Here is a 20,582-nt window from a genome sequence, read left to right on the forward strand (position 1 = left end):
CGGGATCGGGCAAGTTACAGCGAAACCGCCCCGTCGAACACGCGATCAATCATGTCCTGAGTCCCGCGTGTGAATTCCAGCGGGCACGGATAATCGACGCCCTCGCGCACCGAGCGGCAAAAGGCTTCGACCTGCAGCTTATAGTGGTCGTCCCCCGGAAAACGCATGACCTGCAGTTCCAACCCCGGACGGTGCAGTTCCACCCGCGCCTCGCCAAAGACACGCGCGTTGAAAGGCGCGGTCAGGCGGATCACACCGCCTTCGCCGTGGAACACCATCTCCTGATGCGGATGCATGCGGATCGAGACATAGGCTGAGTAAGTGAAATCGGGGAACTGCGCGCGAATTTCGGTGAAAACGTCTATGTCATCCTGCCAGCGGATCGCCGATTGGACCGAAGCCGGCTCTTGCCCTGTCGCGAACCGCACGCCGCCGATGACATAGACGCCGATGTCGCGCAGCCCCCCGCCGCCCGTCTCGGCCCGGTTTCGGATGTTCGTCGTGTCCTGCCGGTTGTCGAAACTGAAAGCGCCCGTCACATGCGCCAGCTTGCCGATGGCCCCGTCGGCGATCAGCTTGCGCGCCAGTTGCCACTGGGGGTGGTGCACGATCATGTAGGCCTCGGCTGCCAGCAGGCCGGTCTGGTCCCGTTTGGCGATCAAGGCGTCAAACTCATCCACCCGCATCGTCATCGGCTTTTCGCACAGAACGTGCTTGCCGGCCTCCAGCGCCTTCAGGCTCCATTCCACATGCAGGTGATTTGGCAGAGGGATATAGACCGCCTCGATCTCCGGGTCGGCCAGCAGGGCGTCATAGCGGTCATAGACCTGCAAACCGGGGCAGAAGTCCAGAAAGGGCTCGGCCTTTGACCGGTCCGAGGTCGCCAGACCGGCCAGTTCCGCCCCACCCGCAGCATGTATGGCCGGAGCCATATGTTGCCGCGCAAATTTGGCGGCACCCAAAACACCAAAGCGAACCGGTTTATGCATCATCCCCTCCGTGATCCAAACGCAGAAGCCCTTTGCGCTCAAAGGGTTTCACCAGCCCGACCTGTCTATCAGGCAACCGGAGCGAAGTCAGTCTTTTCCGGGGCTTGGATTATTTGGGAAATTTGGTCGCTGGCAAAGTGATCAGCCCGCCGAAACAGCGGGCTGATCGTTGCCTTGTCAGACAGCGCCCAGCATGCCCTTCTCGCGGGCAAGCTCACGCATCTTTTTCTGCAGCTTCTCGAAAGCGCGAACCTCGATCTGGCGAATACGTTCGCGGCTGACGTTATACTGCGTGCTGAGCTCTTCCAGCGTGACGGGCTGATCCATCAGGCGGCGTTGGGTCAGAATGTCCTTTTCCCGGTCATTCAGCACATACAAAGCGGCTGCCAGCAACTCACGCCGCGCCTCAAGCTCATCACGCGCTTCATAGTCACCGGCCTGATCGGCATCTTCGTCTTCCAGCCAATCCTGCCATTGCATCGTGCCTTCGCCCTCGGACCCGACCGTGGCGTTCAGCGAGGCATCGCCACCGGACATCCGGCGGTTCATGCTGATCACTTCCTCTTCGGTCACACCCAAGTCGTTGGCGATCTGTTTGACGTTTTCCGGGCGCAGGTCGCCCTCTTCCAAAGCGCCGATGCGGGCCTTGGCCTTGCGCAGGTTAAAAAACAGCTTCTTCTGCGCCGAGGTCGTGCCCAGCTTCACCAAAGACCACGACCGCAGGATATATTCCTGGATCGAGGCACGAATCCACCACATCGCGTAGGTCGCCAGACGGAACCCCTTTTCCGGGTCAAACCGTTTGACCGCCTGCATCAAGCCCACATTGGCTTCCGAGATCACCTCGGCCTGCGGCAGACCGTAGCCGCGATAGCCCATGGCGATCTTGGCCGCCAGACGCAGGTGCGAGGTGACCATTTTATGCGCCGCCTCGGTGTCTTGCTTTTCGACCCAGCGCTTGGCCAGCATGTATTCTTCTTCCGGCTCCAGCAGGGGAAACTTGCGAATTTCCTGCATATAGCGGTTCAGGCCGCCCTCGGGCGTCGGTGCGGGGAGATTTGCGTAGTTTGCCATATATGATGTCCCTCCGACAAATGTTTAAGTCTTTAACATAGGATATGGGTAAGGAACCCTGTCCGTTCAAGAGGTGCTGTTAACAGTTTGAAATTAAACCTTGGTAAAGAAAAGATAAGAAACGCTTACTCACAAGACTTTGCTGATTATGTCAGCGGATCGCGTAGCCCTACAATCAGGTTTTGCATATCTTCCGGCAAATCAGCCTCAAACCGCAGGTTTTCGCCCGTTACCGGGTGCTCAAAGCCCAAAACGGCGGCATGCAGCGCCTGACGCGGGAAAGCGCGCACAGCATCCATTGCAGCCGGGCTGAACGCCTTGGCCGACAATTTGCGCTTGCCGCCATAGACCGGGTCGCCGACCAGCCCATGCCCCGCATGCGCCATATGGACCCGGATTTGATGCGTGCGCCCGGTTTCCAGCCAGCATTCGATCAGCGCCAGACCAGCGGGTGCGCCAAATGTTTCAACCACCCGCGCACGCGTGACAGCGTGGCGACCGCCGTGAAACAGAACCGCCTGCCTCTGACGATCGGTCTTGTGCCGCGCCAGTTGCGTGGTCAGGCGCATGATGTTTCCGGGCTCGAAACTGACGCCCTTTACCCCCCGCAAACGCGGGTCGTTTGCATCCGGCACGCCGTAACAGATGGCGCGGTAGTAGCGTTCGACGCTGTGCGCCTCGAACTGGGCCGCCAGCCCGTGATGCGCGGCGTCGGATTTGGCAACGACCAGCAGGCCCGAGGTTTCCTTGTCGATCCGATGCACAATGCCGGGGCGTTTGACCCCGCCGACCCCGGACAGGTCATCGCCACAATGATGCAACAGCGCGTTTACCAGCGTCCCATTGGGTGAGCCGGGTGCCGGGTGCACGACCATTCCCGCCGGTTTGTTGAGCACGATCAGATCGTCGTCTTCATAGACAACCTGCAACGGGATATCTTCGGGGCCGATATGGCTTTCTTCCGCATCGGCCACGGTGATCACGACCACAGCGCCCTCGGCCACCTTGAATTTCGGGTCCCGCGCCTGCGCCCCGTTTACAAGAACCGCGCCGTCTTCGATCAACCGAACCAAACGGGTGCGCGACAGGTTTTCCCCGGCTGGCACATCCCGCGAAAGCGCCTTATCAAGGCGGGGCGGCGGAGCGGCCGCGATCTGAAACTCAATCTGGCGGGTGCTCATGACTGTCCCTTCCGAACCCCAGGAACCGCAGGAAACACCGCAACTTCGGCTGTTGCGGCGCATGGTCATGTTACTGACCGCGGTGATGATTGGCGGGGTTCTAGTGACATTCGCGCTGATTGTCATCCGGCTTTCGGACCGCACCCCCACCCTGCCCGATCAGATCGAACTGCCGGACGGTGCACGGGCGCAGGCGCTGACGATAGGCAACAACTGGTATGCGGTGGTGACGGATGACAACCGCATTCTGATCTTTGACAAAACCACGGGCAAACTGCGGCGGGAGGTTGCGGTCGAGTGACCCGCGCGGCACATGACCGGTGGTTCAGTTGGGAAACAGCCGCGTTCCGACCCAGCGCTGTCCCAATTCCTCATCCAATCCCGGCGTGCGCATTTTTTGCTTGCCGCCAAAGGGGCATAGCGTGATCTCGCCCAGATAAATCCGGTCACCCTTGGCATAAAGGTCCACCCGCGCAAACTCGACGCGCTGTCCTATGGCTTCGGCGATCTGCACCATGTCGTCATATCGTTCGGGCCGGGGCTCGGTTTCCGCGCTGGTCGGGAAATACAGTTCTTTCGGAATGTATTTGAAATCCCGGTCGTGGATCATCTGCACATGCCCGCGCGAGCGATCCCGGTCGACCTGCACAAGGTGAACCCGCCCGGCAATCACCCAGAACTTCCAGTCGATGATGTCCTGACCATCTGCGGTCAGGTCCTCTTCCAGAAAGAACCGGGTTTCTATTGTGGAATACCACCACTCTGCCGCCCAAAAGCCGTGCGGAATACGCTTTCTGGCCCATATCGAAAGCGTTTGGCTGGCAAAGTCGCGCTGAGCCTCGTCCAACGGCCAGGTCAGGCGCAAGTTCTTCCCCTGCCCGTTGTTGAGTTTCAGCCAGTACCGACCCGGGTTAAGCTCGAGTTGCGAAGGCAACACGGGCGACGGCGAGTCCCAATATCGTTGCACCGGCGTCAACAGGTGCCGGGCACCCTCGGGCACGAAGCTGTCGGCAGACAGTTTGTCAGCCGCCGAGCGCTCCGGCATCTCGCCGAACAGCTTCGTGACCAACAGCTTTTCCGTCAGCGTCTTTGGCTTGGTCAAATCCGGTAGATAGCCATGACTATTCGCAAAACGTGACAGCGACATCGACAGGGCATTCAGCCTAGCGGCATGGTTTTTGTAATGATCCCAGCCGCGCAGAAGCCCCTGACGCGGCGTGTTGTTCACACCGAACAAGTTGTCTTCCATAATCCCGTCAAGCTGCTCTTGCGCGTATCGAAGAGAGTCTTCGGAACTGGCGACCTGAGCCTCGGACACGATGCCATTCGTGGCCCGGCTGATCTCTTCCCGGCTGATGCGCAACGGGGGAAGGTCGTCGGGAAACCTGATCTTGTTCCGGGCGGCCTTTTTCTTGCTCGGTGGCAGCGGCGCGTTGGCCGGGCGGATGCCCAGCGCGCGCAGCCTGCGATCCAGAAACGAATACCGCTTGATGCCCCTGGCAATCCACCAACGCATCCGACGCCCCCACAGGTGGATAGCAAGCGTTTCGTCGGTCAGGTAGGTTTCGCGGAACTCACGCGCATGAATATCGTTGGCCTGCCCGGTCTGGCGGAACGGCAGGGGATAAAACACCGGGATCGGGCTGGCATGCGAGATCTCATCGAAATGCTTCAGGTACCACGTCATGACCTCGGGGCCATAGACGCTGTGCGCCTGCTCGGACGCGTGTGGCAATTCCCCAGCTGCCTTCTGGCGCTCAAGCTCTGCCCTTTCGGCACCTTCAACCCAAGGGCGGATCGGGAACGGGTCCAGACTGTATTCGGTGTAGGCCTTTAAGGTAGGGCTATCGGTTGGCAGCCGCATGACCGCGTTGCAGATCGAGTATTTGCTGAAATATCCGAAAACATGATCCGCTTTCGGAATTGGGGCCAGCGAAAGCACATCGGTATCGCACCACAGGAAATCCGTCTTTTTCATAAGCTGCAGCCTGAAAATGTCAGATTGCGGCACAGGTGTTTGGAACTGATTGTTCATGATGAACTGCTTCGGCTCGTGAATCTCGTTCGCCGACACCAGTTCGATACCTTCGGGGACGTTCTCGACCTCGCCATAGTGGAACAGCACCACCCTGTGCCCGTTGGCCGTGAAGGACAGCAGGCACATCTGTTCAAGGAAGCTCAGCGGCCCCTCCAGCCAGAGCATTCCAATTGTCGGAAGATTGTTGTCGACACCCATTAACGCAACTCCGGGGGCTTATCGGTCAGGTTTCAGGGCGCTTTTCATCCGAGGCAGGCACCGCGACCTTGGCAAGCCGTTCGTGAGTATCGCGATCCCGGGCGACGAATTTCACAGCCGGTTTGTCGATGAGCTTTTCGTAAAGATCGTGGTAGTCCGGCAGTTCCAGAAGCTGGCCGATCAGATCCTTGTGCCAGCGGAAGGCCCGTTTATGGAGCCGTTTAAGCTTTGGATCAGCCTTGAATTCCTCCACCAGCGCGTCGACCTTATCCTTGTACCTGAGGACCGAGGTGTCTTCAGCACCGCCCCGGTTCCAGCGATCCCAGTATTCGGTTCCCAAAGTCTGCGCGGAATGGTTGGCCCGCCCCCGGCTGCGCTTAGCCAGATAGGCTTGCGTTGACCGGACGGCGTAATGGTTGATCTGTGCCACCTCAAACCCGAATGGGGGCGCCACGTGGTTTCCGAACGGCGCAGGCTCTTTCGCGTGGCCGCCCGGTACGGAACGGAAGATACCGGCCTGCAGGTCAGGCTTGGGGTGCGGGTTATGCAGCCCGTAGCGCGTGTAGTATTCCCCCTGCCGGAACATCGACTTGACGAACCGCCGCCCGGCCCCGCCATCTTCGAAATCCATTTCACTGTCGGTGAATTGCCGGGTGATCGGGGAATCCCGCAGCACGTGGCGACCATTGTTCGAAAACAGCTTCCACGGGATGGATATGACATCCACATCCGGCGTAGCTTCGATCAGGTCGTCGACCCTGTTGTTGCCGACGTGAATATTCAAAAACTCGTCTGCATCCCCGACGTAAATCCACTGCGCCTCTTTCACAACGGGAAGACGGCGCGCCTGCCGCAAAGCGGACCGGTGAATTCCCCCGACACCGACCCGGTTCCTGTGAAACTCCACATGCCCCAAATGCTGCAGGCGTCTGAGGATCTGGTTTGTCCCATCCGAACAATCATTGGTGAATACGATGATCTTGTCGAAGCCAAGCACCGTGTGGTGGGCCACCCATTCCAGGATATAGGGCCCTTCGTTCTTCATGGACGTGATCAGGACTTTTTCAGATTTGCCCATCGCCGCTACCCGATACCTTGTGGTCTTATTGCTTGCTGTCGTCCTGCGGAACGATCTTTTCAATCGCGATCTGCGCGCCCGCGATTGCACGGATGCGCAGTTCGCGGGGGTGAAGCCCCAGAAACTCGTTCACCGCACGGATCACGCCATCGCCCCACCAGCCGCGCCGGTGGTAATCGTCAAAGGCCATGATCCCGCCCGGCTTGATCTTGGGAAACAGCGCCGCAAGATCGGCAGATACGCCTTCGTAGGAGTGATCGCCATCCACGTAAGCGAATGAGATACTCTCATCCTCGAACAACTGCAGCGCCGGAACCGAAAAATCGCGGATGATGCCGACTTTGCCCTCATCAATCTCTTTCTCGAAAGATTTGACGACTTTCTGGAAAATCGCCTCCATCTTTTCGTCTTCGGTCCGCCCGACAAACGCGGTTGTGTGCGATTCCTCACCGATATGTTTCCAAGGGTCGATCAGGAAAAGCTGGCTGGGTTCCAGAAGCTTCAGAATGGTCGGCGAGAACTCTCCCTGCCAGACCCCGATCTCAACCGCGACACCGCCTTTGGGCAGGCGCGAGAGAAAGGTCCGACGAATGGCATCTTTCGAGTTCTTCCGCTTGGTCGCCTTCGCCGCCTTTGGCTTCTTCTGGCTTCCGGGCATCGCACCGATGACCTTGGATTCGTCTGACATCTCGACCTCGCTGTGGTGGCGGGCTTTGTTCCAACCCGTTTTGTTGCTTGATGAAGGGCTACCATGCCCAAGACGCAAGAGCCAGAAACTATGTATCTTCAGTGTTAAGTGGAGGTAACTTGTCGATGCCAAGCCACGGTGGCTGCAGGCTGGTGACACGGTACCGGGCCGCGTTGCCCCCCAGAAAACTGTTTATCGCTGCGGACATACCCGAATACGACCCCTTCCCCCTGCGGTAAGAGGTAAACGCGATACTGCCGCCGGGGGCCAGAACACGGTCGATCCGCCGGAGTAGCTGGGTCATGACACGCTCGGCCCGGACACCGCGAATGATGACCACGCCGACGGATTCGTCCTCGAACAGTTTCAGCATCAATGGGGGCAACGCCCGGTAGACCCGCAGCCGCCCGTCAAGGATGGGTTGCCGAAAATACTCGAGAAAAGCGTAGAACGACCGGTCGAGCGCCTGCAATTCGGGGTCTTTGGTGGCATCGGCGCAGTTGAAGCTGTCCCATGACAGTCCCCAGGGGGCAATGACCGTCAGTTGGGACACCGCATCCAGCGCCAGTATTTCATCGACCAGTTCGGGCTCCACATGCCCGATCAGAACCCAGTTCTTCTTGCCGCTGATCGATTTCAGAAAGCTTTGCCGCTGTTCCCTGGTTCTTTCCATCTCTGGCGAAGCTGCGGGCAGAAGCGCGGGGTCTTTCGGGTCAAACGGAAGGGACACCTGTTTGGCATCTATAATACTGTCGTGCAGCGCTGCGGCCTCTTCATACTCCAGAGCAGTTTCCAGGGAATCCAGCCGGACAAACCAAGGAAAATTGTTCGGCTTGGAGTTTTCGATTTTCGACATCTTGCCCAAGCGTGTCCACTTGGCCACCTGAGCAAATGTGACCTCGGGGTCTTTGTAGGTTTCGGGATGAAAGGAAAGGTCCGCCTCTTCCATTACACCTAAATCAAGCGCCTTCACATTCTTACCGCTGCGGAATTTCTTGTTTTTCCTAATGAAACTCTTTGCCACATCCGTCTCTCGGATGGTTGCGATCCGTGTCTTGTGGTGGGCCACGGCCTGATCGTGCAACTCTTTCAAAACGGCATCTGAATACAACTTCTCATAGGCAGTGCGAAGCCGATCAAACTTCGAAAGGATGGATGTTTCCTCAACATCATTGTGGCAGTGCAGATTCCAATAAGCCTGACCAGACGCTTCCATCTTTGGATGAAAAGCCGTGGTGTTCACGTCCCCCCGTAGCCGCTTCATCAGGTAACTCTCGATTGATCTGACAGCATAGTGGTTCATGCGGAACAAGGACTGTCCAAACGCGGCACCCGTGGTTGAATAGGCCCAACCCCGCCTGCGCAACGCTGGCGGCAAGGGGTCGCCATCTCCGTCCACCCAAAAAAACTTTTCGGCTTTGTCGCCAACGGGGCCTCGGGGCCTGTGCGTACTGATCTCACGGTACGCACCAATGTTGCGGAACAACGATTTGAAAGCGCGCAGATTATGCGGGCTTACCGCCCCCAGTGCACCCGCGCGGGTGAACTGCTCGGTCACAAACCGATCTTCGAAATCGACGATGCCATTATGGCCGAATAGCTGCCAAATCGCTGCAAACCCATCCGCATGCGGCATGGCGCGGAACAGGTCATCCAATGTCCCGCCCCCAATACGAATGTCCAAGAACTCATCGACATCGCAGACCAGAATCCATTCAGCCTCTTTGTACCAGGGATGATCCATGGCGTTTGAATAAGCAGACGCCTGTGGACCAAACTTCCAGGGCCCCGGGTTGTCGATATGTTTAAGAAATCCCAGTTCATCGCACCGTTTGAGGACTTTGTCGGTACCGTCCGAGCAATCGTTCGAGCTTACAATGAAATGCGTGAATCCGATGGAGAGGTAATAGGCGATCCACTCGAGAATAAACGGCCCTTCGTCTTTCATCGTGGAAATGACAAGTCTCATCAGATTGCACCTGTAGCCGTTTGCTGCGTTTTTCGCCTGTTTCTTTCAGGTTCGCCGAACGCCCGACTTTGTTATGTGTCCCAACAACGCTTTGCAAGCGACCGCACCGCGACTGACCAGCATCTGCGGCTTCTCGAACCTGACCGACCGCGGCGCGCGAAGAAAGACCAGACAAGACGATTTGCGGCAGGGCATAGCCCGACGGATACACCGCCGTCCTTAACAGGCTGTAACCGGCTAATTCAGTAGTCTTGTTGGAGTGTTTGGTGCGGTCGAGAAGACTCGAACTTCCACGGGTGTTACCCCACAGCGACCTCAACGCTGCGCGTCTACCAATTCCGCCACGACCGCACTGCCATTGGCTTGGTAGAGGCGCGTATAGACGCTGGCGCAGGTGATGTGAAGAGGCAAAAACACAGTGGTTTAAATTCCCGGCCTGCGTTCATATTTTGGGGCATATCCTAGACGCGCTCATCTGACAGGAACAACGAATGCCCACACCTGACCCCCGCCCCGCCATCCAGATCGACATCGTATCCGACGTCGTTTGCCCCTGGTGCATCGTCGGGTTCCGGCAGCTTGATCTGGCCCTGCAGGAACAGGGCCTGCTGGCGCGGCTCAGGTGGCATCCTTTTGAGCTGAACCCGAACATGCCGCCCGAAGGGCAGAACCTGCGTGAGCATATTGCCGAGAAATACGGCTCGACCGCAGCGCAAAGCCAGCAAGCCCGTGACCGGCTGACAGCATTGGGCGCAGAACTGGGGTTTACCTTCAATTTCAATGACGAAAGTCGGATTGTGAACACTTTCGCAGCGCATCAGCTGCTGGATTGGGCGGAAGCGCAAGGTCGGCAGCATCCGCTGAAGCTGGCGCTGTTCGACGCTTATTTCACCGGGCAACAGGATGTCTCGGATCCCGAGGTTCTGCTGACCGCCGTGGAAGCCGCAGGGCTGGACCCGGACGCAGCGCGGGTGGCGTTGGATTCGGGGCAACACGCCGCCCCGGTGCGTGAGAAACAGCAGTTCTGGACCAGCCGGGGGATCTCGGGCGTGCCGTCAATGGTCTTTGCCGGGAAATACCTGCTGACCGGGGCTCAGGGGACCGAGACCTACAGCCAGGTCCTGCAGCGCTGCCAAACCGAGGCCGCCTGACCTCTTTCCCCCGCCTGCCCCGCACGGTATGAGGCCCCCATGGAATGGAAAATCACCGACGGTCTGACCAGCTATGAAGATGCGGTCGCCTTTATGGAGGCGCGCGTCGCCGCAATCGCGGCGGGTGAAGCCGATGAATGCGTCTGGCTGCTGGAACATCCGCCGCTTTATACGGCCGGGACCTCGGCCAAGATCGAAGACCTGACAGACCCCGACCGGTTTCCCGTCTATGAAAGCCAGCGCGGGGGCGAATACACCTATCACGGCCCCGGCCAGCGTGTTGCTTATGTCATGCTGAACCTGAACAAACGCGGGCGCGATGTACGCCGGTTCGTCAAGCAGTTGGAAAACTGGGTCATCGCGGCGCTGGGTGAGTTCAACGTGAATGGTGAAATCCGCGACGGTCGCGTGGGCGTCTGGGTGCGCCGGGACGATAAGCCCAGGACGATCACCGGCAAACCAGCCGAAGACAAGATCGCCGCCATCGGGCTGCGCCTGCGCAAATGGGTCAGCTTTCACGGAATCTCGGTCAATGTGGAACCGGATCTGGACCATTTCACCGGGATCGTCCCCTGCGGGATCAGTGAATACGGCGTGACCTCTCTGGTCGATCTGGGGTTGCCTGTGACCATGGCGGATCTTGACGCCGCCCTGCAGAAAACCTTTGCCGAAGTCTTCGAGCACGCCGAAGCCTGATCCCGACTGACTCGAATCGCATTGAGATATTCAGGGCAACAACAATTCTGCGCGCTGAGATTGTCTGTTTCCCGTCACGGTAACAATTGACCGGCATCCCCGCAGGTTTTCGACCAATTTTAACCAAAACGCGCGTTGGTTGAATACAGAGCGGCGCAAATCTCTTAGTATGAAATTGCCAATCTTGAGTGAGTGGTATGTTAACCGGTGGACCGGGGCCTGCCCCCGAGAAATCCGTATAGTGTTTGGTACGAGTCTGCCGTTCCGACCCAAAATCGGAACGGCAATTCTCATTCCGGGGTCATGCCAAGGCCGCTTTGATCTTTTCGGCATGTTCAGCGATCAGGTCGAAATCCCCCATATTGCCCGGCGGACGCATCGAAACGCCCTCGTGACGTGGCAGAACGTGAAAGTGCAGGTGAAACACCTCTTGCCCGCCGGCGGCTTCGTTAAACTGCTGGATGGTTATGCCATCGGCACCGAACGCCTCTTTCGCGGCTCTTGCCAGTTTCTGGACGGTCGCCATGACGGCGGAAAGCTGTTCGGGCGTCGCGTCCAGCACGTTGCGGCAGGGCGTTTTGGGGATCACCAGCAGATGGCCATCGGTGCGCGGCATGATGTCCATGAAGGCCAGTGTGTCGTCATCCTCGTAGATGCGGGTCGACGGGATTTCTCCGCGCAGGATCTTGGCGAAGATGTTCTCGGGGTCATAGGCGGCCATGTGTGATCTCCGGATTTCGGGCGGTTGTAACAGTTCTGCGGCGGGGCCTTGCGGGGGTCAAGGTGGATGTCGGCATTGCCCCTCTTGAAATCAGGGCCGGAATAGCCAGATAGAACCCGTTCAAGACCCGGAAATCGCGCGGCAGACCTCTGCCCGCGACAATTAATCTTGATCCAGATCAAACTCGACCATTGAAGGTCGCCCCTACGCATTCTAAAACCAGCAGGAATCCCGCGCGCCGGAGAGGTCTGGCTGCGCGGTGTAGTTGCAACAGGAGGCACCTATAATGGCAGACGCAGCCATTCATGGTCACGATCATGAAGACCAGCGCAGCTTTTTCACGCGCTGGTTCATGTCGACCAACCACAAGGACATCGGGATTCTCTACCTGATCTTCTCGGCCATCGCCGGGTTCATCTCGGTGGCGATGACCGTATACATGCGGCTCGAACTGATGCACCCCGGTGTACAGTACATGTGCCTCGAAGGGTTCATGGCCGACCCGTGTACCCCGAACGGTCACCTGTGGAACGTGATGATCACCTACCACGGTGTTCTGATGATGTTCTTCGTGGTCATCCCGGCGCTGTTCGGCGGATTTGGCAACTATTTCATGCCGTTGCAGATCGGCGCGCCGGATATGGCGTTCCCGCGGATGAACAACCTGTCCTTCTGGCTGTATGTGGCCGGTACCTCGCTGGGTGTGGCCTCGCTGCTGTCTCCGGGCGGTAACGATCAGCTCGGCTCGGGCGTTGGCTGGGTTCTCTACCCGCCGCTGTCGACGACCGAGGGCGGCATGTCCATGGACCTTGCGATCTTCGCCGTGCACGTATCGGGCGCCTCCTCGATCCTCGGCGCGATCAACATGATCACCACCTTCCTGAACATGCGTGCCCCGGGCATGACGCTGTTCAAGGTGCCGCTGTTCAGCTGGTCGATCTTCGTCACTTCATGGCTGATTCTTCTGTCCCTGCCGGTTCTGGCGGGCGCGATCACCATGCTGCTGATGGACCGGAACTTCGGTTTCACCTTCTTTGATCCGGCCGGTGGCGGCGATCCGATCCTGTATCAGCACATCCTGTGGTTCTTCGGCCACCCGGAAGTGTACATCGTGATCCTGCCCGGTTTCGGCATCATCAGCCACGTGATCGCCACCTTCTCGCGCAAGCCGATCTTCGGTTACCTGCCGATGGTCTGGGCGATCATCGCGATCGGTGTGCTGGGCTTCGTCGTGTGGGCGCACCACATGTACACCGTTGGCATGTCGCTGCGTCAGCAGGCGTACTTCATGCTGGCCACGATGGTCATTGCGGTTCCAACGGGCGTTAAGGTGTTCTCGTGGATCGCGACCATGTGGGGCGGCTCCATCGAGTTCAAGACGCCGATGCTGTTCGCCTTCGGCTTCCTGTTTCTGTTCACCGTTGGCGGTGTGACCGGTGTGGTTCTGTCGCAGGCGGGTATCGACCGCGCCTATCACGACACCTACTACGTGGTGGCGCACTTCCACTACGTGATGAGCCTGGGTGCCGTATTCGCGATCTTTGCCGGTGTTTACTTCTACTTCTCGAAGATGACGGGTCGCCAGTATTCCGAGTTCTGGGGCAAGGTCCACTTCTGGATGTTCTTCATCGGTGCCAACCTGACCTTCTTCCCGCAGCACTTCCTGGGCCGTCAGGGCATGCCGCGCCGCTATATCGACTACCCCGAGGCGTTCGCTCAGTGGAACTTTGTCTCGTCGATCGGTGCCTTCGTGTCCTTCGCCTCGTTCCTGCTGTTCTTCGGCATTGTGTTCTACGCCCTGTTCCGCGGCGCGAAAGAGACACGTCCGAACCCCTGGAACGAATACGCGGATACGCTGGAATGGACCCTGCCCACCCCGCCGCCTGAACACACGTTCGAGCAGCTGCCCAAGCAGGAAGACTGGGACAAAGGCCACGCGCACTGATCCCACCGGAAATCCCGGAAAACCCCGCCCTAACCGGCGGGGTTTTTCTTTGCCAAAAGCACTGGTTCAGGCGCTGAAAATGCGGGCAAGTCGCCAGAATGCCAAAAATAGTCTATTCTGGTTCGGGCAAACCATCCGGCAATCCGGAGTGTTCAGATGCCCGAAATCGACTTTTGGTATTCCATCGGCAGCACCTACAGCTTCCTGACGATCATGCGGCTGGATGACTGGTGCGCTGAAAACGATGCAACGGTACAGTGGCGACCCTTTAACGTGCGCACCGTGATGTCTGAACAGCAAAACGTGCCCTTTGCAGGCAAACCGGTCAAATCCGCCTACATGTGGCGCGATATCGAGCGTCGCGCTGCCAAATACCACATCCACGCCAAACTGCCCGCGCCCTACCCGATCACCGATCTTGCGCTGGCAAATCAGGTGGCGCTGATGGGCATGCCGGATGGCTGGGGCAAGGCGTTCACGCAGAACCTCTATCGCATCTGGTTTGAAGAGGGCACCGAGGCGGGCAGCGAAAGCGCCCTGTCCGAGGCGTTGCTGCGGTGCCAGCAAGACCCGCGCCTGACCCTGGCCCGGGCCCGTGGTCCTGAAGCCGTCTCTGCGCTGGAGGCTGAGACCGATCAGGCCACAAAACTGGGCGTATTCGGCGCACCCAGCCTTGTCGTGCGCGGAGAGGTTTTCTGGGGCGACGACCGGTTGGACGATGCCCTGTCCTGGGCGCGCGTCGGCCACGTCATCTGATCATTTGCACTTCGACACGCAGGGTCATTGCGCTAGATTTTCGTCATGCCCTATCGATGGAATCAGACCTCGGACACCGAACAGCAGCTACGCCTGTGGCCACACAACTCGCTGCCCAAACGCGGGGCGATGATTGTGATCCTGTCGGTGTTTCTGTTCGGCCTGATCCCCCTGCTGGCGGTGCTGGGATCGGTGATCCTGTGGGGGCTGCTGCCCTTCCTGCTGCTGACGGTTCTGGGCCTGTGGCTGGCCATCCAGACCAACTACCGCGCCCGCAGTGAATTCGAGGTGCTGACGCTCAGCGGCACGCAGGCGCATCTGGTCCACCACACGCCGGGACGGCAGCAACAGGAATGGTCCTGCAACCGCTATTGGGCGCGGCCCGAGATGCACGAAAAAGGCGGACCCGTGCCGCATTACGTCACCCTGATCGGCGACGGGCGCGAGGTCGAGATTGGCGCGTTTCTGTCCGAGGATGAGCGCATCACCCTGTATGACGACCTGGTTCAGAAACTGCACGACCCTGCCGTGCAGTCGCTTTAGCCGTTTGAAGCCGCGCAGAGGTGGTCCTTGACCATCGGCCCGACCTTGCCGAAATCCATCTGGCCGGTATAGCGCGTTTTCAACTCGCCCATGACTTTGCCCATATCGCGGATCGAGCCCGCGCCGGTCGCTGTGATGGCGGTCTGAATCGCCTTGGCGACTTCATCTTCATCCAGTTGCTTGGGCAGGAATTCCTCGATGACTTCAACTTCGCGCAGCTCGCGCTCGGCCAGATCCAGACGCCCGCCCTCTTCATAGGCGCGCGCGCTTTCCTTGCGCTGCTTGGTCATTTTTCCAAGGATTTCAAGAACCTCGGCGTCGCCGCAGCCTTTGACCTCTTCATTGTCCGAGGCGCGCGCGGCGATATCCTTGTCCTTGATCGCCGCATTGATCAGCCGCAGCGTCGACAGGCGCTCGGCCTCTTTGTCTTTCATTGCTTGCTTCAGGGCGGCATTCACCCGTGATCGCATATCCATATGGTCTGTCCATCCCCATGGCAAAGGAACCCCGACCATATCGAAACAAAAAGGCGGGCACAACAGGGGGCGAAAGCCGTTAACCTGTTGAAAAGTAACAATAGCCCAAATTTTGATCAGGCTTGACCCAAGGCCTCAACCCCCTTAGGTATGCGCCGGTTTACCTTGCAGGAGAGTCGCGCCATGGCCCAGAACGCCCCGTCCAAGCCCACCGCATGTCTGGCATTGGCCGATGGAACGCTGTTTTATGGCATTGGCTTCGGCGCAACCGGCCAGACCGTGGCCGAACTGTGCTTCAACACCGCAATGACCGGCTATCAGGAGATCATGACCGATCCCTCCTACGCGGGGCAGATCGTGACCTTTACCTTCCCGCATATCGGCAATGTCGGCGTGAACCCGGAAGACGATGAAACCGGCGACCCCGTGGCCGCGGGCATGGTCGTCAAGTGGGACCCGACCGAGCCTTCGAACTGGCGTTCCGCAGAAGAACTCAAGGGCTGGCTGGCCCGCCGTGGGCGCATCGCCATCGGCGGCGTCGACACCCGCCGTCTGACCCGTGCCATTCGCCAGCAGGGCGCGCCTCATGTCGCGCTGGCGCATGATCCGGAGGGGAACTTCGATATCGCTGCCCTGATCGCCGCCGCTCGTGGCTTTGCCGGGCTGGAAGGCATGGATCTGGCCAAGGATGTCACCTGCGCCCAAAGCTATCGCTGGGACGAAATGCGTTGGGCCTGGCCCGATGGCTACACGCGGCAGGAAGCGTCTGTGCACAAGGTTGTTGCGGTGGATTTCGGGGCCAAGCGCAACATCCTGCGTTGTCTGGCCTCGGCCGGATGTGACGTGACTGTCCTGCCCGCAACCGCGACGGCAGCCGAAGTTCTGGCGCATGAACCCGACGGTGTTTTTCTGTCCAACGGCCCCGGCGATCCGGCTGCGACCGGCGAATACGCGGTGCCGATGATCAAACAGGTTCTGGACACGACCGATCTGCCCGTTTTCGGAATTTGCCTTGGCCATCAGATGCTTGCGCTGGCCCTTGGCGGCCAGACCGTCAAGATGAACCACGGCCACCACGGTGCGAACCACCCCGTCAAGGATATGGAAACCGGCAAGGTCGAAATCACCTCGATGAACCACGGTTTTGCTGTGGATGCCCAGACACTGCCCGATGGCGTGGTTGAAACCCACCGGTCGCTGTTCGACGGGTCAAACTGCGGTATCCGCATGACCGACCGCCCGGTTTATTCGGTGCAGTACCACCCCGAAGCATCGCCAGGCCCGCAGGACAGCTTCTACCTGTTCGAGCGGTTTGCCAGCGCTATGGCCGCGAAAAAGGCACAAGCCTGATCCCTGCCGGGTCGAAGTTAACCCGCTGTTAACCTTGATGGATCAACCCTGACGCCAGATCAGTGCGTCAGGGTTTTCTTTATGGTGGAACTGAATTTACAGAATTTTACCTCCGCCGCGCCGGTGCAGCCGCCGGGACACCGGAAACCGCTTGGAACCTGCCTGCTCGATTCAGGGCTGATTACGCCGGATCAACTGGATCACGCGCTTAAGCTGCAATCTCGGCAAAAAGCACCGCTGGGGGAAATCCTTGTTGGCGAAGGTTGGGTCAGCCGACAGGACGTTCTGAACGCGCTTTCCGAACAGACCGGCTGGCAGGTCGCGGATCTGGAGCAGGTCCCGCCATCGCCCGAACTGTGCGATCTGAGGCCGGTCGGGTTCTGGCTGCAGCATAATGTCATTCCATGGATGCGCGTCGGGCCTCTGGTTCTGATCGCAACCGCCCGGCCCGACAGCTTTTCGACTGTTAAGGCCGAGATGCAGGACTGCGGCTATGTCGTTATTCCGGTTCTGGCCGCGCCAGAGCAGATCGATCGGGCGATTGCGCATCTCTTTTCCCAACCGCTGGCGCAGGCGGCTGAAACACGCGTGGACGAGGCGCAAAGCTGCCGCACATGGTCTGCACGTTCACGCGTCGGGCCTGTGCTGGGCTTGATCGGGCTGTTGGCACTTTTTTCAGCGGCACCTAAGCTTGGATTGACCCTGCTTGTATTTGTGGCCGTCACCACGCTGATCCTCTTTGTTTCTTTGCGCGTCTCCGGCGCATTTGCTTTTTTGTTTTCCAAAAGGCCGGAAAACACCGCCCCCCTCCCACTGCAGCAGCCCCGCGTCTCGATCATGGTGCCGCTTTACAAGGAACGAGAGATCGCAGGCGCCCTGATCCGACGGCTTCAGCGACTCACATATCCCAAAGCCCTGCTCGACGTCATCCTTGTGCTCGAGAAGGAAGACCAGGTCACCCGTGCCGCACTGGCCAACGTCGACCTGCCCAGTTGGATTCGCACGGTCGAGGTGCCGGAACTGAACGGGCTGACCACCAAGCCCCGCGCGATGAACTATGCGCTGGATTTCTGCCGGGGGGATATTCTGGGCGTCTGGGATGCCGAAGATGCCCCGCAACCGGACCAGATCGAACGCGTAGTGCAACACTTCGTGCAGGCCCCGCCTGAGGTCGTCTGCCTGCAAGGTGTACTGGATTATTACAACCCCCGCACCAACTGGCGGTCCCGCTGCTTCACCATCGAATACAACAGCTGGTTCCGTATCATCCTGCCGGGCATCGCCCGTCTGGGTCTTGTCGTCCCCTTGGGCGGGACCACGTTCTTCTTCCGCCGCGACAAGCTGCTGAAGCTTGGCGGCTGGGACGCGCATAACGTCACCGAGGACGCGGATCTGGGCGTGCGCCTCAGCCGCGCGGGATACCGGACCGAGATGGTCGGGACCGCAACCTATGAAGAGGCAAATTTCCGCGCCTGGCCCTGGGTCAAGCAACGCTCGCGCTGGCTCAAGGGGTTCATGGTCACCTATCTGGTTCACATGCGCGATCCTGCGCGGCTGTGCAGGGACCTTGGCTGGTGGAAATTCCTCGGGGTGCAGGCGTTTTTTCTGGGCACAATTGGCCAGTTTCTGCTGGCCCCGGTGCTCTGGATGTTCTGGCTGACCGCACTGGGGCTGCACAACCCTTTGCTGCAGGTCATCTCGCCCCAGATGCAAACCAGCCTCATCTGGCTTTTTCTGGGGGCTGAGGGGCTGAACGCCGCAATCGGCGTTTTGGCCGTATCCGCGCGCGAGCGGCGCTTTCTGCTGCCATGGGTCCCGACGATGTTCCTGTATTATCCTCTTGGCGTGGTCGCGGCCTACAAGGCGCTGTGGGAACTGGCGGTCAAACCGTTCTTCTGGGACAAGACCCAACATGGACAGGCTGGCGAGGACCAGCCAACCCATTGACCCCTAGCCTTCGCGCCGGACAGCATCCTGTTTCAGACGGGTCATGAACGCGATCGAAATATGGTCTTTCAACGCGCGCGCCGCCCCTTCTTCGTCGCGGGCGGCGATGGCTTCGACAATGCCCTTATGCTCGCTTTGCGCAATCTCTCCGCGCCCCTGCACGGCCAGCGAGGTCGTTGCCATCAGCGCCATCGTGCGGTGCACAAGGTCAAGCTGCTGCACCAGATAGCGATTGTGCGAGGCCAGATGGATCTGTTCGTGAAACCGCCGGTTGGCCCGCGACAAAGCCGACGGATCGTCGACCAGCGCGTCATCGGCGGCGACCATGTCCTGCAGCACCTTGATTTCTTCCTCGGTGGCGTGTTTTGCGGCCAGACTTGCGGCCAGCCCCTCAAGCTCGCGCCGCACGACATAAAGTTCAGCCATCTGATTGTGATCCAGGGACGCCACGATCAGCGACCGCCCGTCCCGTTCCAGCAAGGACTGCGTTTCCAGCCGCTGCAGCGCTTCGCGGATCGGAGTCCGGGATACGCCAAACCGCTCGGCCAGCTCGCTTTCGACCAGACGATCACCGGGTTTGTAGACGCCCACATCGATGGCTTCGAGTATCAGGCTATAGGCGTCCTTGTTGGACTGTCGGGATTGGGGCATGGGGTTATTATGTCTCCTGGTTCGGACATGTCTATCCGTGGCGAGGGGCTGCAATCAAGTGCGGCATTGAAAACCGGTCCGCCGCGTCCTAAACCCGGATCATGGTCAAACCCGCCTTCAGCCACGTCACCCAATGGGTGTTCGATCTGGACAACACGCTCTACCCGCCCCACATGCGCCTGTTCGATCAGATCGAGGTGCTGATGACGGATTACGTGGTTCAGGCCATCGGCGTCGACCGGGCCGAGGCCGACCGGCTGCGTTCCCACTATTGGCGCGAATATGGCACCACGCTGGCCGGCCTGATGGCCGAGCATGATCTGGACCCCGACCCCTATCTGCACGCCGTGCATCAGGTGGACATGAGCCACATGGACCCCGACGCCGAACTGGCCGATCACATCCGGTCCCTGCCCGGTCGCCGGATCGTCTATACCAACGGCAGCGCGCCCTATGCTGAACGGGTGCTCGAGGCGCGCGGATTGTCGGGCCTGTTCGACGCGATCTACGGCATCGAGCACGCCGGATACCGCCCCAAACCAACCAAAGCCGCGTTCGAGGCGATCTTTGCCAAAGACGGCATCCAGGCCAAAACCGCCGCCATGTTCGAGGATGACCCCCGCAATCTGGCCGCCCCGCACGAAATGGGCATGCGCACGGTGCATGTCGCGCCCGAGCCGCATCAGGCCGATCATATTCACCACCACACCGACGATCTGACCGCCTTTCTGTCCCGCCTGCGATAGGCTGTCGCACTGCGACCTTCTGAACATTTTGCGCGTGCAGCATGCGCCCTATATCGCCTGTTGCGACGAACAGAACGGAGACCCCCATGACCGCGATCGAAAGCCTTCGGCACCCGCCGATGTGGCAACGCCTGCTATTTGCAATCCCCCTGTTTGGCTGGATGGCCCGCGATGTGGCCGATGGCGAGCCCGAGGATCTGGGCTATACCGCCCTTGCGATTTTCAGCATGTGGGGCTGTTCCGCCCTGTTGTTCGGCCTGCCGGGTCTTTACATTCCCGCCCTGATGATGGTGCCGGTGATGTTCCTGATCCTCATCCTGATCTCGCGCGGCTGAGACACGGGACAGGATGTCACTTGGCACGTCGTGCGTAACCGCATTAGGGT

General features: G+C 59.4%; 20 protein-coding genes and 1 tRNA gene. 10 read left to right on the forward strand and 11 right to left on the reverse strand.

From position 1 onward, the window contains the following. Positions 1-14: 14 nt before the first annotated feature. The 3 genes from ACR0K1_RS06995 to ACR0K1_RS07005 form a co-directional block, all read right to left on the reverse strand. Positions 15-989: a Gfo/Idh/MocA family protein gene (locus ACR0K1_RS06995; RefSeq protein ID WP_480610202.1), complete on the reverse strand. Its 975-nt coding sequence runs from the start codon at positions 987-989 to the stop codon at positions 15-17. Between the two features lie 177 nt (positions 990-1,166). Then, entirely contained in the window at positions 1,167-2,063 is an 897-nt protein-coding gene (gene rpoH / locus ACR0K1_RS07000) for an RNA polymerase sigma factor RpoH (protein WP_480849405.1), read from the reverse strand. 146 nt (positions 2,064-2,209) lie between these two features. Continuing rightward, a complete protein-coding gene (locus tag ACR0K1_RS07005; protein ID WP_480610198.1) occupies positions 2,210-3,244 on the reverse strand; it encodes an RluA family pseudouridine synthase in 1,035 nt (344 codons plus the stop codon). On the opposite strand from ACR0K1_RS07005, the gene ACR0K1_RS07010 reads away from it, so the two are divergent. Further along, on the forward strand, positions 3,243-3,545 hold the full coding sequence (locus ACR0K1_RS07010) for a DUF6476 family protein (protein ID WP_480610196.1): 303 nt from the start codon (positions 3,243-3,245) through the stop codon (positions 3,543-3,545). The genes ACR0K1_RS07005 and ACR0K1_RS07010 overlap by 2 nt on opposite strands. Positions 3,546-3,569: 24 nt before the next feature. Here ACR0K1_RS07010 and ACR0K1_RS07015 read toward each other — a convergent pair whose 3' ends face one another. The 5 genes from ACR0K1_RS07015 to ACR0K1_RS07035 all read right to left on the reverse strand — a co-directional run bounded on the left by ACR0K1_RS07015 (position 3,570) and on the right by ACR0K1_RS07035 (position 9,566). Next, positions 3,570-5,480 (reverse strand): ATP-grasp fold amidoligase family protein, encoded by a 1,911-nt coding sequence (locus ACR0K1_RS07015; protein WP_480610194.1) that lies wholly within the window; start codon positions 5,478-5,480, stop codon positions 3,570-3,572. Between the two features lie 25 nt (positions 5,481-5,505). Continuing rightward, a complete protein-coding gene (locus ACR0K1_RS07020) occupies positions 5,506-6,558 on the reverse strand; it encodes a glycosyltransferase family 2 protein (protein WP_480610192.1) in 1,053 nt (350 codons plus the stop codon). A 25-nt stretch (positions 6,559-6,583) separates the two neighbouring features. Next, on the reverse strand, positions 6,584-7,246 hold the full coding sequence (locus tag ACR0K1_RS07025; RefSeq protein ID WP_480610190.1) for a class I SAM-dependent methyltransferase: 663 nt from the start codon (positions 7,244-7,246) through the stop codon (positions 6,584-6,586). An 88-nt stretch (positions 7,247-7,334) separates the two neighbouring features. Then, the gene (locus tag ACR0K1_RS07030) at positions 7,335-9,215 is read right to left on the reverse strand and encodes a glycosyltransferase family 2 protein (protein ID WP_480849408.1); all 1,881 of its coding nucleotides are present in this window, start codon (positions 9,213-9,215) and stop codon (positions 7,335-7,337) included. 264 nt (positions 9,216-9,479) lie between these two features. Continuing rightward, positions 9,480-9,566: transfer RNA gene (locus ACR0K1_RS07035), tRNA-Leu, on the reverse strand. A 140-nt stretch (positions 9,567-9,706) separates the two neighbouring features. On the opposite strand from ACR0K1_RS07035, the gene ACR0K1_RS07040 reads away from it, so the two are divergent. Both ACR0K1_RS07040 and lipB read left to right on the forward strand, forming a co-directional pair. Continuing rightward, the gene (locus tag ACR0K1_RS07040) at positions 9,707-10,366 is read left to right on the forward strand and encodes a DsbA family oxidoreductase (protein WP_480849411.1); all 660 of its coding nucleotides are present in this window, start codon (positions 9,707-9,709) and stop codon (positions 10,364-10,366) included. Between the two features lie 39 nt (positions 10,367-10,405). Continuing rightward, a complete protein-coding gene (gene lipB, locus ACR0K1_RS07045) occupies positions 10,406-11,062 on the forward strand; it encodes a lipoyl(octanoyl) transferase LipB (protein ID WP_480849413.1) in 657 nt (218 codons plus the stop codon). 301 nt (positions 11,063-11,363) lie between these two features. On the opposite strand, the gene ACR0K1_RS07050 is transcribed toward lipB, so the two are convergent. After that, positions 11,364-11,783, reverse strand: coding sequence for an HIT family protein (locus tag ACR0K1_RS07050; protein WP_480610169.1), 420 nt, complete (start codon positions 11,781-11,783; stop codon positions 11,364-11,366). Positions 11,784-12,069: 286 nt separating this feature from the next. On the opposite strand from ACR0K1_RS07050, the gene ctaD reads away from it, so the two are divergent. The 3 genes from ctaD to ACR0K1_RS07065 all read left to right on the forward strand — a co-directional run bounded on the left by ctaD (position 12,070) and on the right by ACR0K1_RS07065 (position 15,027). Then, a complete protein-coding gene (ctaD, locus tag ACR0K1_RS07055; RefSeq protein WP_480849415.1) occupies positions 12,070-13,728 on the forward strand; it encodes a cytochrome c oxidase subunit I in 1,659 nt (552 codons plus the stop codon). 156 nt (positions 13,729-13,884) lie between these two features. Further along, on the forward strand, positions 13,885-14,484 hold the full coding sequence (locus ACR0K1_RS07060) for a DsbA family protein (RefSeq protein WP_480610165.1): 600 nt from the start codon (positions 13,885-13,887) through the stop codon (positions 14,482-14,484). Between the two features lie 45 nt (positions 14,485-14,529). Further along, on the forward strand, positions 14,530-15,027 hold the full coding sequence (locus tag ACR0K1_RS07065) for a DUF2244 domain-containing protein (protein WP_480849418.1): 498 nt from the start codon (positions 14,530-14,532) through the stop codon (positions 15,025-15,027). Here the strand turns inward: ACR0K1_RS07065 and ACR0K1_RS07070 are convergent. Continuing rightward, complete coding sequence (locus ACR0K1_RS07070) at positions 15,024-15,503, reverse strand: GatB/YqeY domain-containing protein (RefSeq protein ID WP_480610161.1); 480 nt, start codon at positions 15,501-15,503, stop codon at positions 15,024-15,026. The genes ACR0K1_RS07065 and ACR0K1_RS07070 overlap by 4 nt on opposite strands. Positions 15,504-15,686: 183 nt before the next feature. Here ACR0K1_RS07070 and carA point away from each other — a divergent pair, with 183 nt between their 5' ends. Both carA and ACR0K1_RS07080 read left to right on the forward strand, forming a co-directional pair. After that, positions 15,687-16,853 carry a glutamine-hydrolyzing carbamoyl-phosphate synthase small subunit gene (carA, locus tag ACR0K1_RS07075; protein ID WP_480849420.1) on the forward strand — a complete coding sequence of 389 codons (1,167 nt, stop codon included), beginning with the start codon at positions 15,687-15,689 and terminating at the stop codon, positions 16,851-16,853. Positions 16,854-16,934: 81 nt separating this feature from the next. Beyond that, on the forward strand, positions 16,935-18,800 hold the full coding sequence (locus ACR0K1_RS07080; protein ID WP_480849423.1) for a glycosyltransferase: 1,866 nt from the start codon (positions 16,935-16,937) through the stop codon (positions 18,798-18,800). A 3-nt stretch (positions 18,801-18,803) separates the two neighbouring features. On the opposite strand, the gene ACR0K1_RS07085 is transcribed toward ACR0K1_RS07080, so the two are convergent. Next, positions 18,804-19,451 carry a GntR family transcriptional regulator gene (locus ACR0K1_RS07085; protein WP_480849425.1) on the reverse strand — a complete coding sequence of 216 codons (648 nt, stop codon included), beginning with the start codon at positions 19,449-19,451 and terminating at the stop codon, positions 18,804-18,806. 101 nt (positions 19,452-19,552) lie between these two features. Here ACR0K1_RS07085 and ACR0K1_RS07090 point away from each other — a divergent pair, with 101 nt between their 5' ends. Both ACR0K1_RS07090 and ACR0K1_RS07095 read left to right on the forward strand, forming a co-directional pair. Continuing rightward, positions 19,553-20,197, forward strand: a complete 645-nt coding sequence (locus ACR0K1_RS07090; protein ID WP_480610154.1) for a pyrimidine 5'-nucleotidase — start codon at positions 19,553-19,555, stop codon at positions 20,195-20,197. An 86-nt stretch (positions 20,198-20,283) separates the two neighbouring features. Continuing rightward, positions 20,284-20,532 (forward strand): hypothetical protein, encoded by a 249-nt coding sequence (locus ACR0K1_RS07095; protein ID WP_480849427.1) that lies wholly within the window; start codon positions 20,284-20,286, stop codon positions 20,530-20,532. Positions 20,533-20,582: the final 50 nt, after the last annotated feature.

This window comes from Ruegeria sp. F5 (assembly GCF_056533845.1).

Coding starts and splice junctions, on each gene's coding strand:
- ACR0K1_RS06995 (WP_480610202.1), bottom strand. CDS start 989: ATGCATAAACCGGTTCGCTTTGGTGTTTTGGGTGCCGCCAAATTTGCG.
- rpoH (WP_480849405.1), bottom strand. CDS start 2,063: ATGGCAAACTACGCAAATCTCCCCGCACCGACGCCCGAGGGCGGCCTG.
- ACR0K1_RS07010 (WP_480610196.1), top strand. CDS start 3,243: ATGACTGTCCCTTCCGAACCCCAGGAACCGCAGGAAACACCGCAACTT.
- ACR0K1_RS07005 (WP_480610198.1), bottom strand. CDS start 3,244: ATGAGCACCCGCCAGATTGAGTTTCAGATCGCGGCCGCTCCGCCGCCC.
- ACR0K1_RS07015 (WP_480610194.1), bottom strand. CDS start 5,480: ATGGGTGTCGACAACAATCTTCCGACAATTGGAATGCTCTGGCTGGAG.
- ACR0K1_RS07020 (WP_480610192.1), bottom strand. CDS start 6,558: ATGGGCAAATCTGAAAAAGTCCTGATCACGTCCATGAAGAACGAAGGG.
- ACR0K1_RS07025 (WP_480610190.1), bottom strand. CDS start 7,246: ATGTCAGACGAATCCAAGGTCATCGGTGCGATGCCCGGAAGCCAGAAG.
- ACR0K1_RS07030 (WP_480849408.1), bottom strand. CDS start 9,215: ATGAGACTTGTCATTTCCACGATGAAAGACGAAGGGCCGTTTATTCTC.
- ACR0K1_RS07040 (WP_480849411.1), top strand. CDS start 9,707: ATGCCCACACCTGACCCCCGCCCCGCCATCCAGATCGACATCGTATCC.
- lipB (WP_480849413.1), top strand. CDS start 10,406: ATGGAATGGAAAATCACCGACGGTCTGACCAGCTATGAAGATGCGGTC.
- ACR0K1_RS07050 (WP_480610169.1), bottom strand. CDS start 11,783: ATGGCCGCCTATGACCCCGAGAACATCTTCGCCAAGATCCTGCGCGGA.
- ctaD (WP_480849415.1), top strand. CDS start 12,070: ATGGCAGACGCAGCCATTCATGGTCACGATCATGAAGACCAGCGCAGC.
- ACR0K1_RS07060 (WP_480610165.1), top strand. CDS start 13,885: ATGCCCGAAATCGACTTTTGGTATTCCATCGGCAGCACCTACAGCTTC.
- ACR0K1_RS07065 (WP_480849418.1), top strand. CDS start 14,530: ATGCCCTATCGATGGAATCAGACCTCGGACACCGAACAGCAGCTACGC.
- ACR0K1_RS07070 (WP_480610161.1), bottom strand. CDS start 15,503: ATGGATATGCGATCACGGGTGAATGCCGCCCTGAAGCAAGCAATGAAA.
- carA (WP_480849420.1), top strand. CDS start 15,687: ATGGCCCAGAACGCCCCGTCCAAGCCCACCGCATGTCTGGCATTGGCC.
- ACR0K1_RS07080 (WP_480849423.1), top strand. CDS start 16,935: ATGGTGGAACTGAATTTACAGAATTTTACCTCCGCCGCGCCGGTGCAG.
- ACR0K1_RS07085 (WP_480849425.1), bottom strand. CDS start 19,451: ATGCCCCAATCCCGACAGTCCAACAAGGACGCCTATAGCCTGATACTC.
- ACR0K1_RS07090 (WP_480610154.1), top strand. CDS start 19,553: ATGGTCAAACCCGCCTTCAGCCACGTCACCCAATGGGTGTTCGATCTG.
- ACR0K1_RS07095 (WP_480849427.1), top strand. CDS start 20,284: ATGACCGCGATCGAAAGCCTTCGGCACCCGCCGATGTGGCAACGCCTG.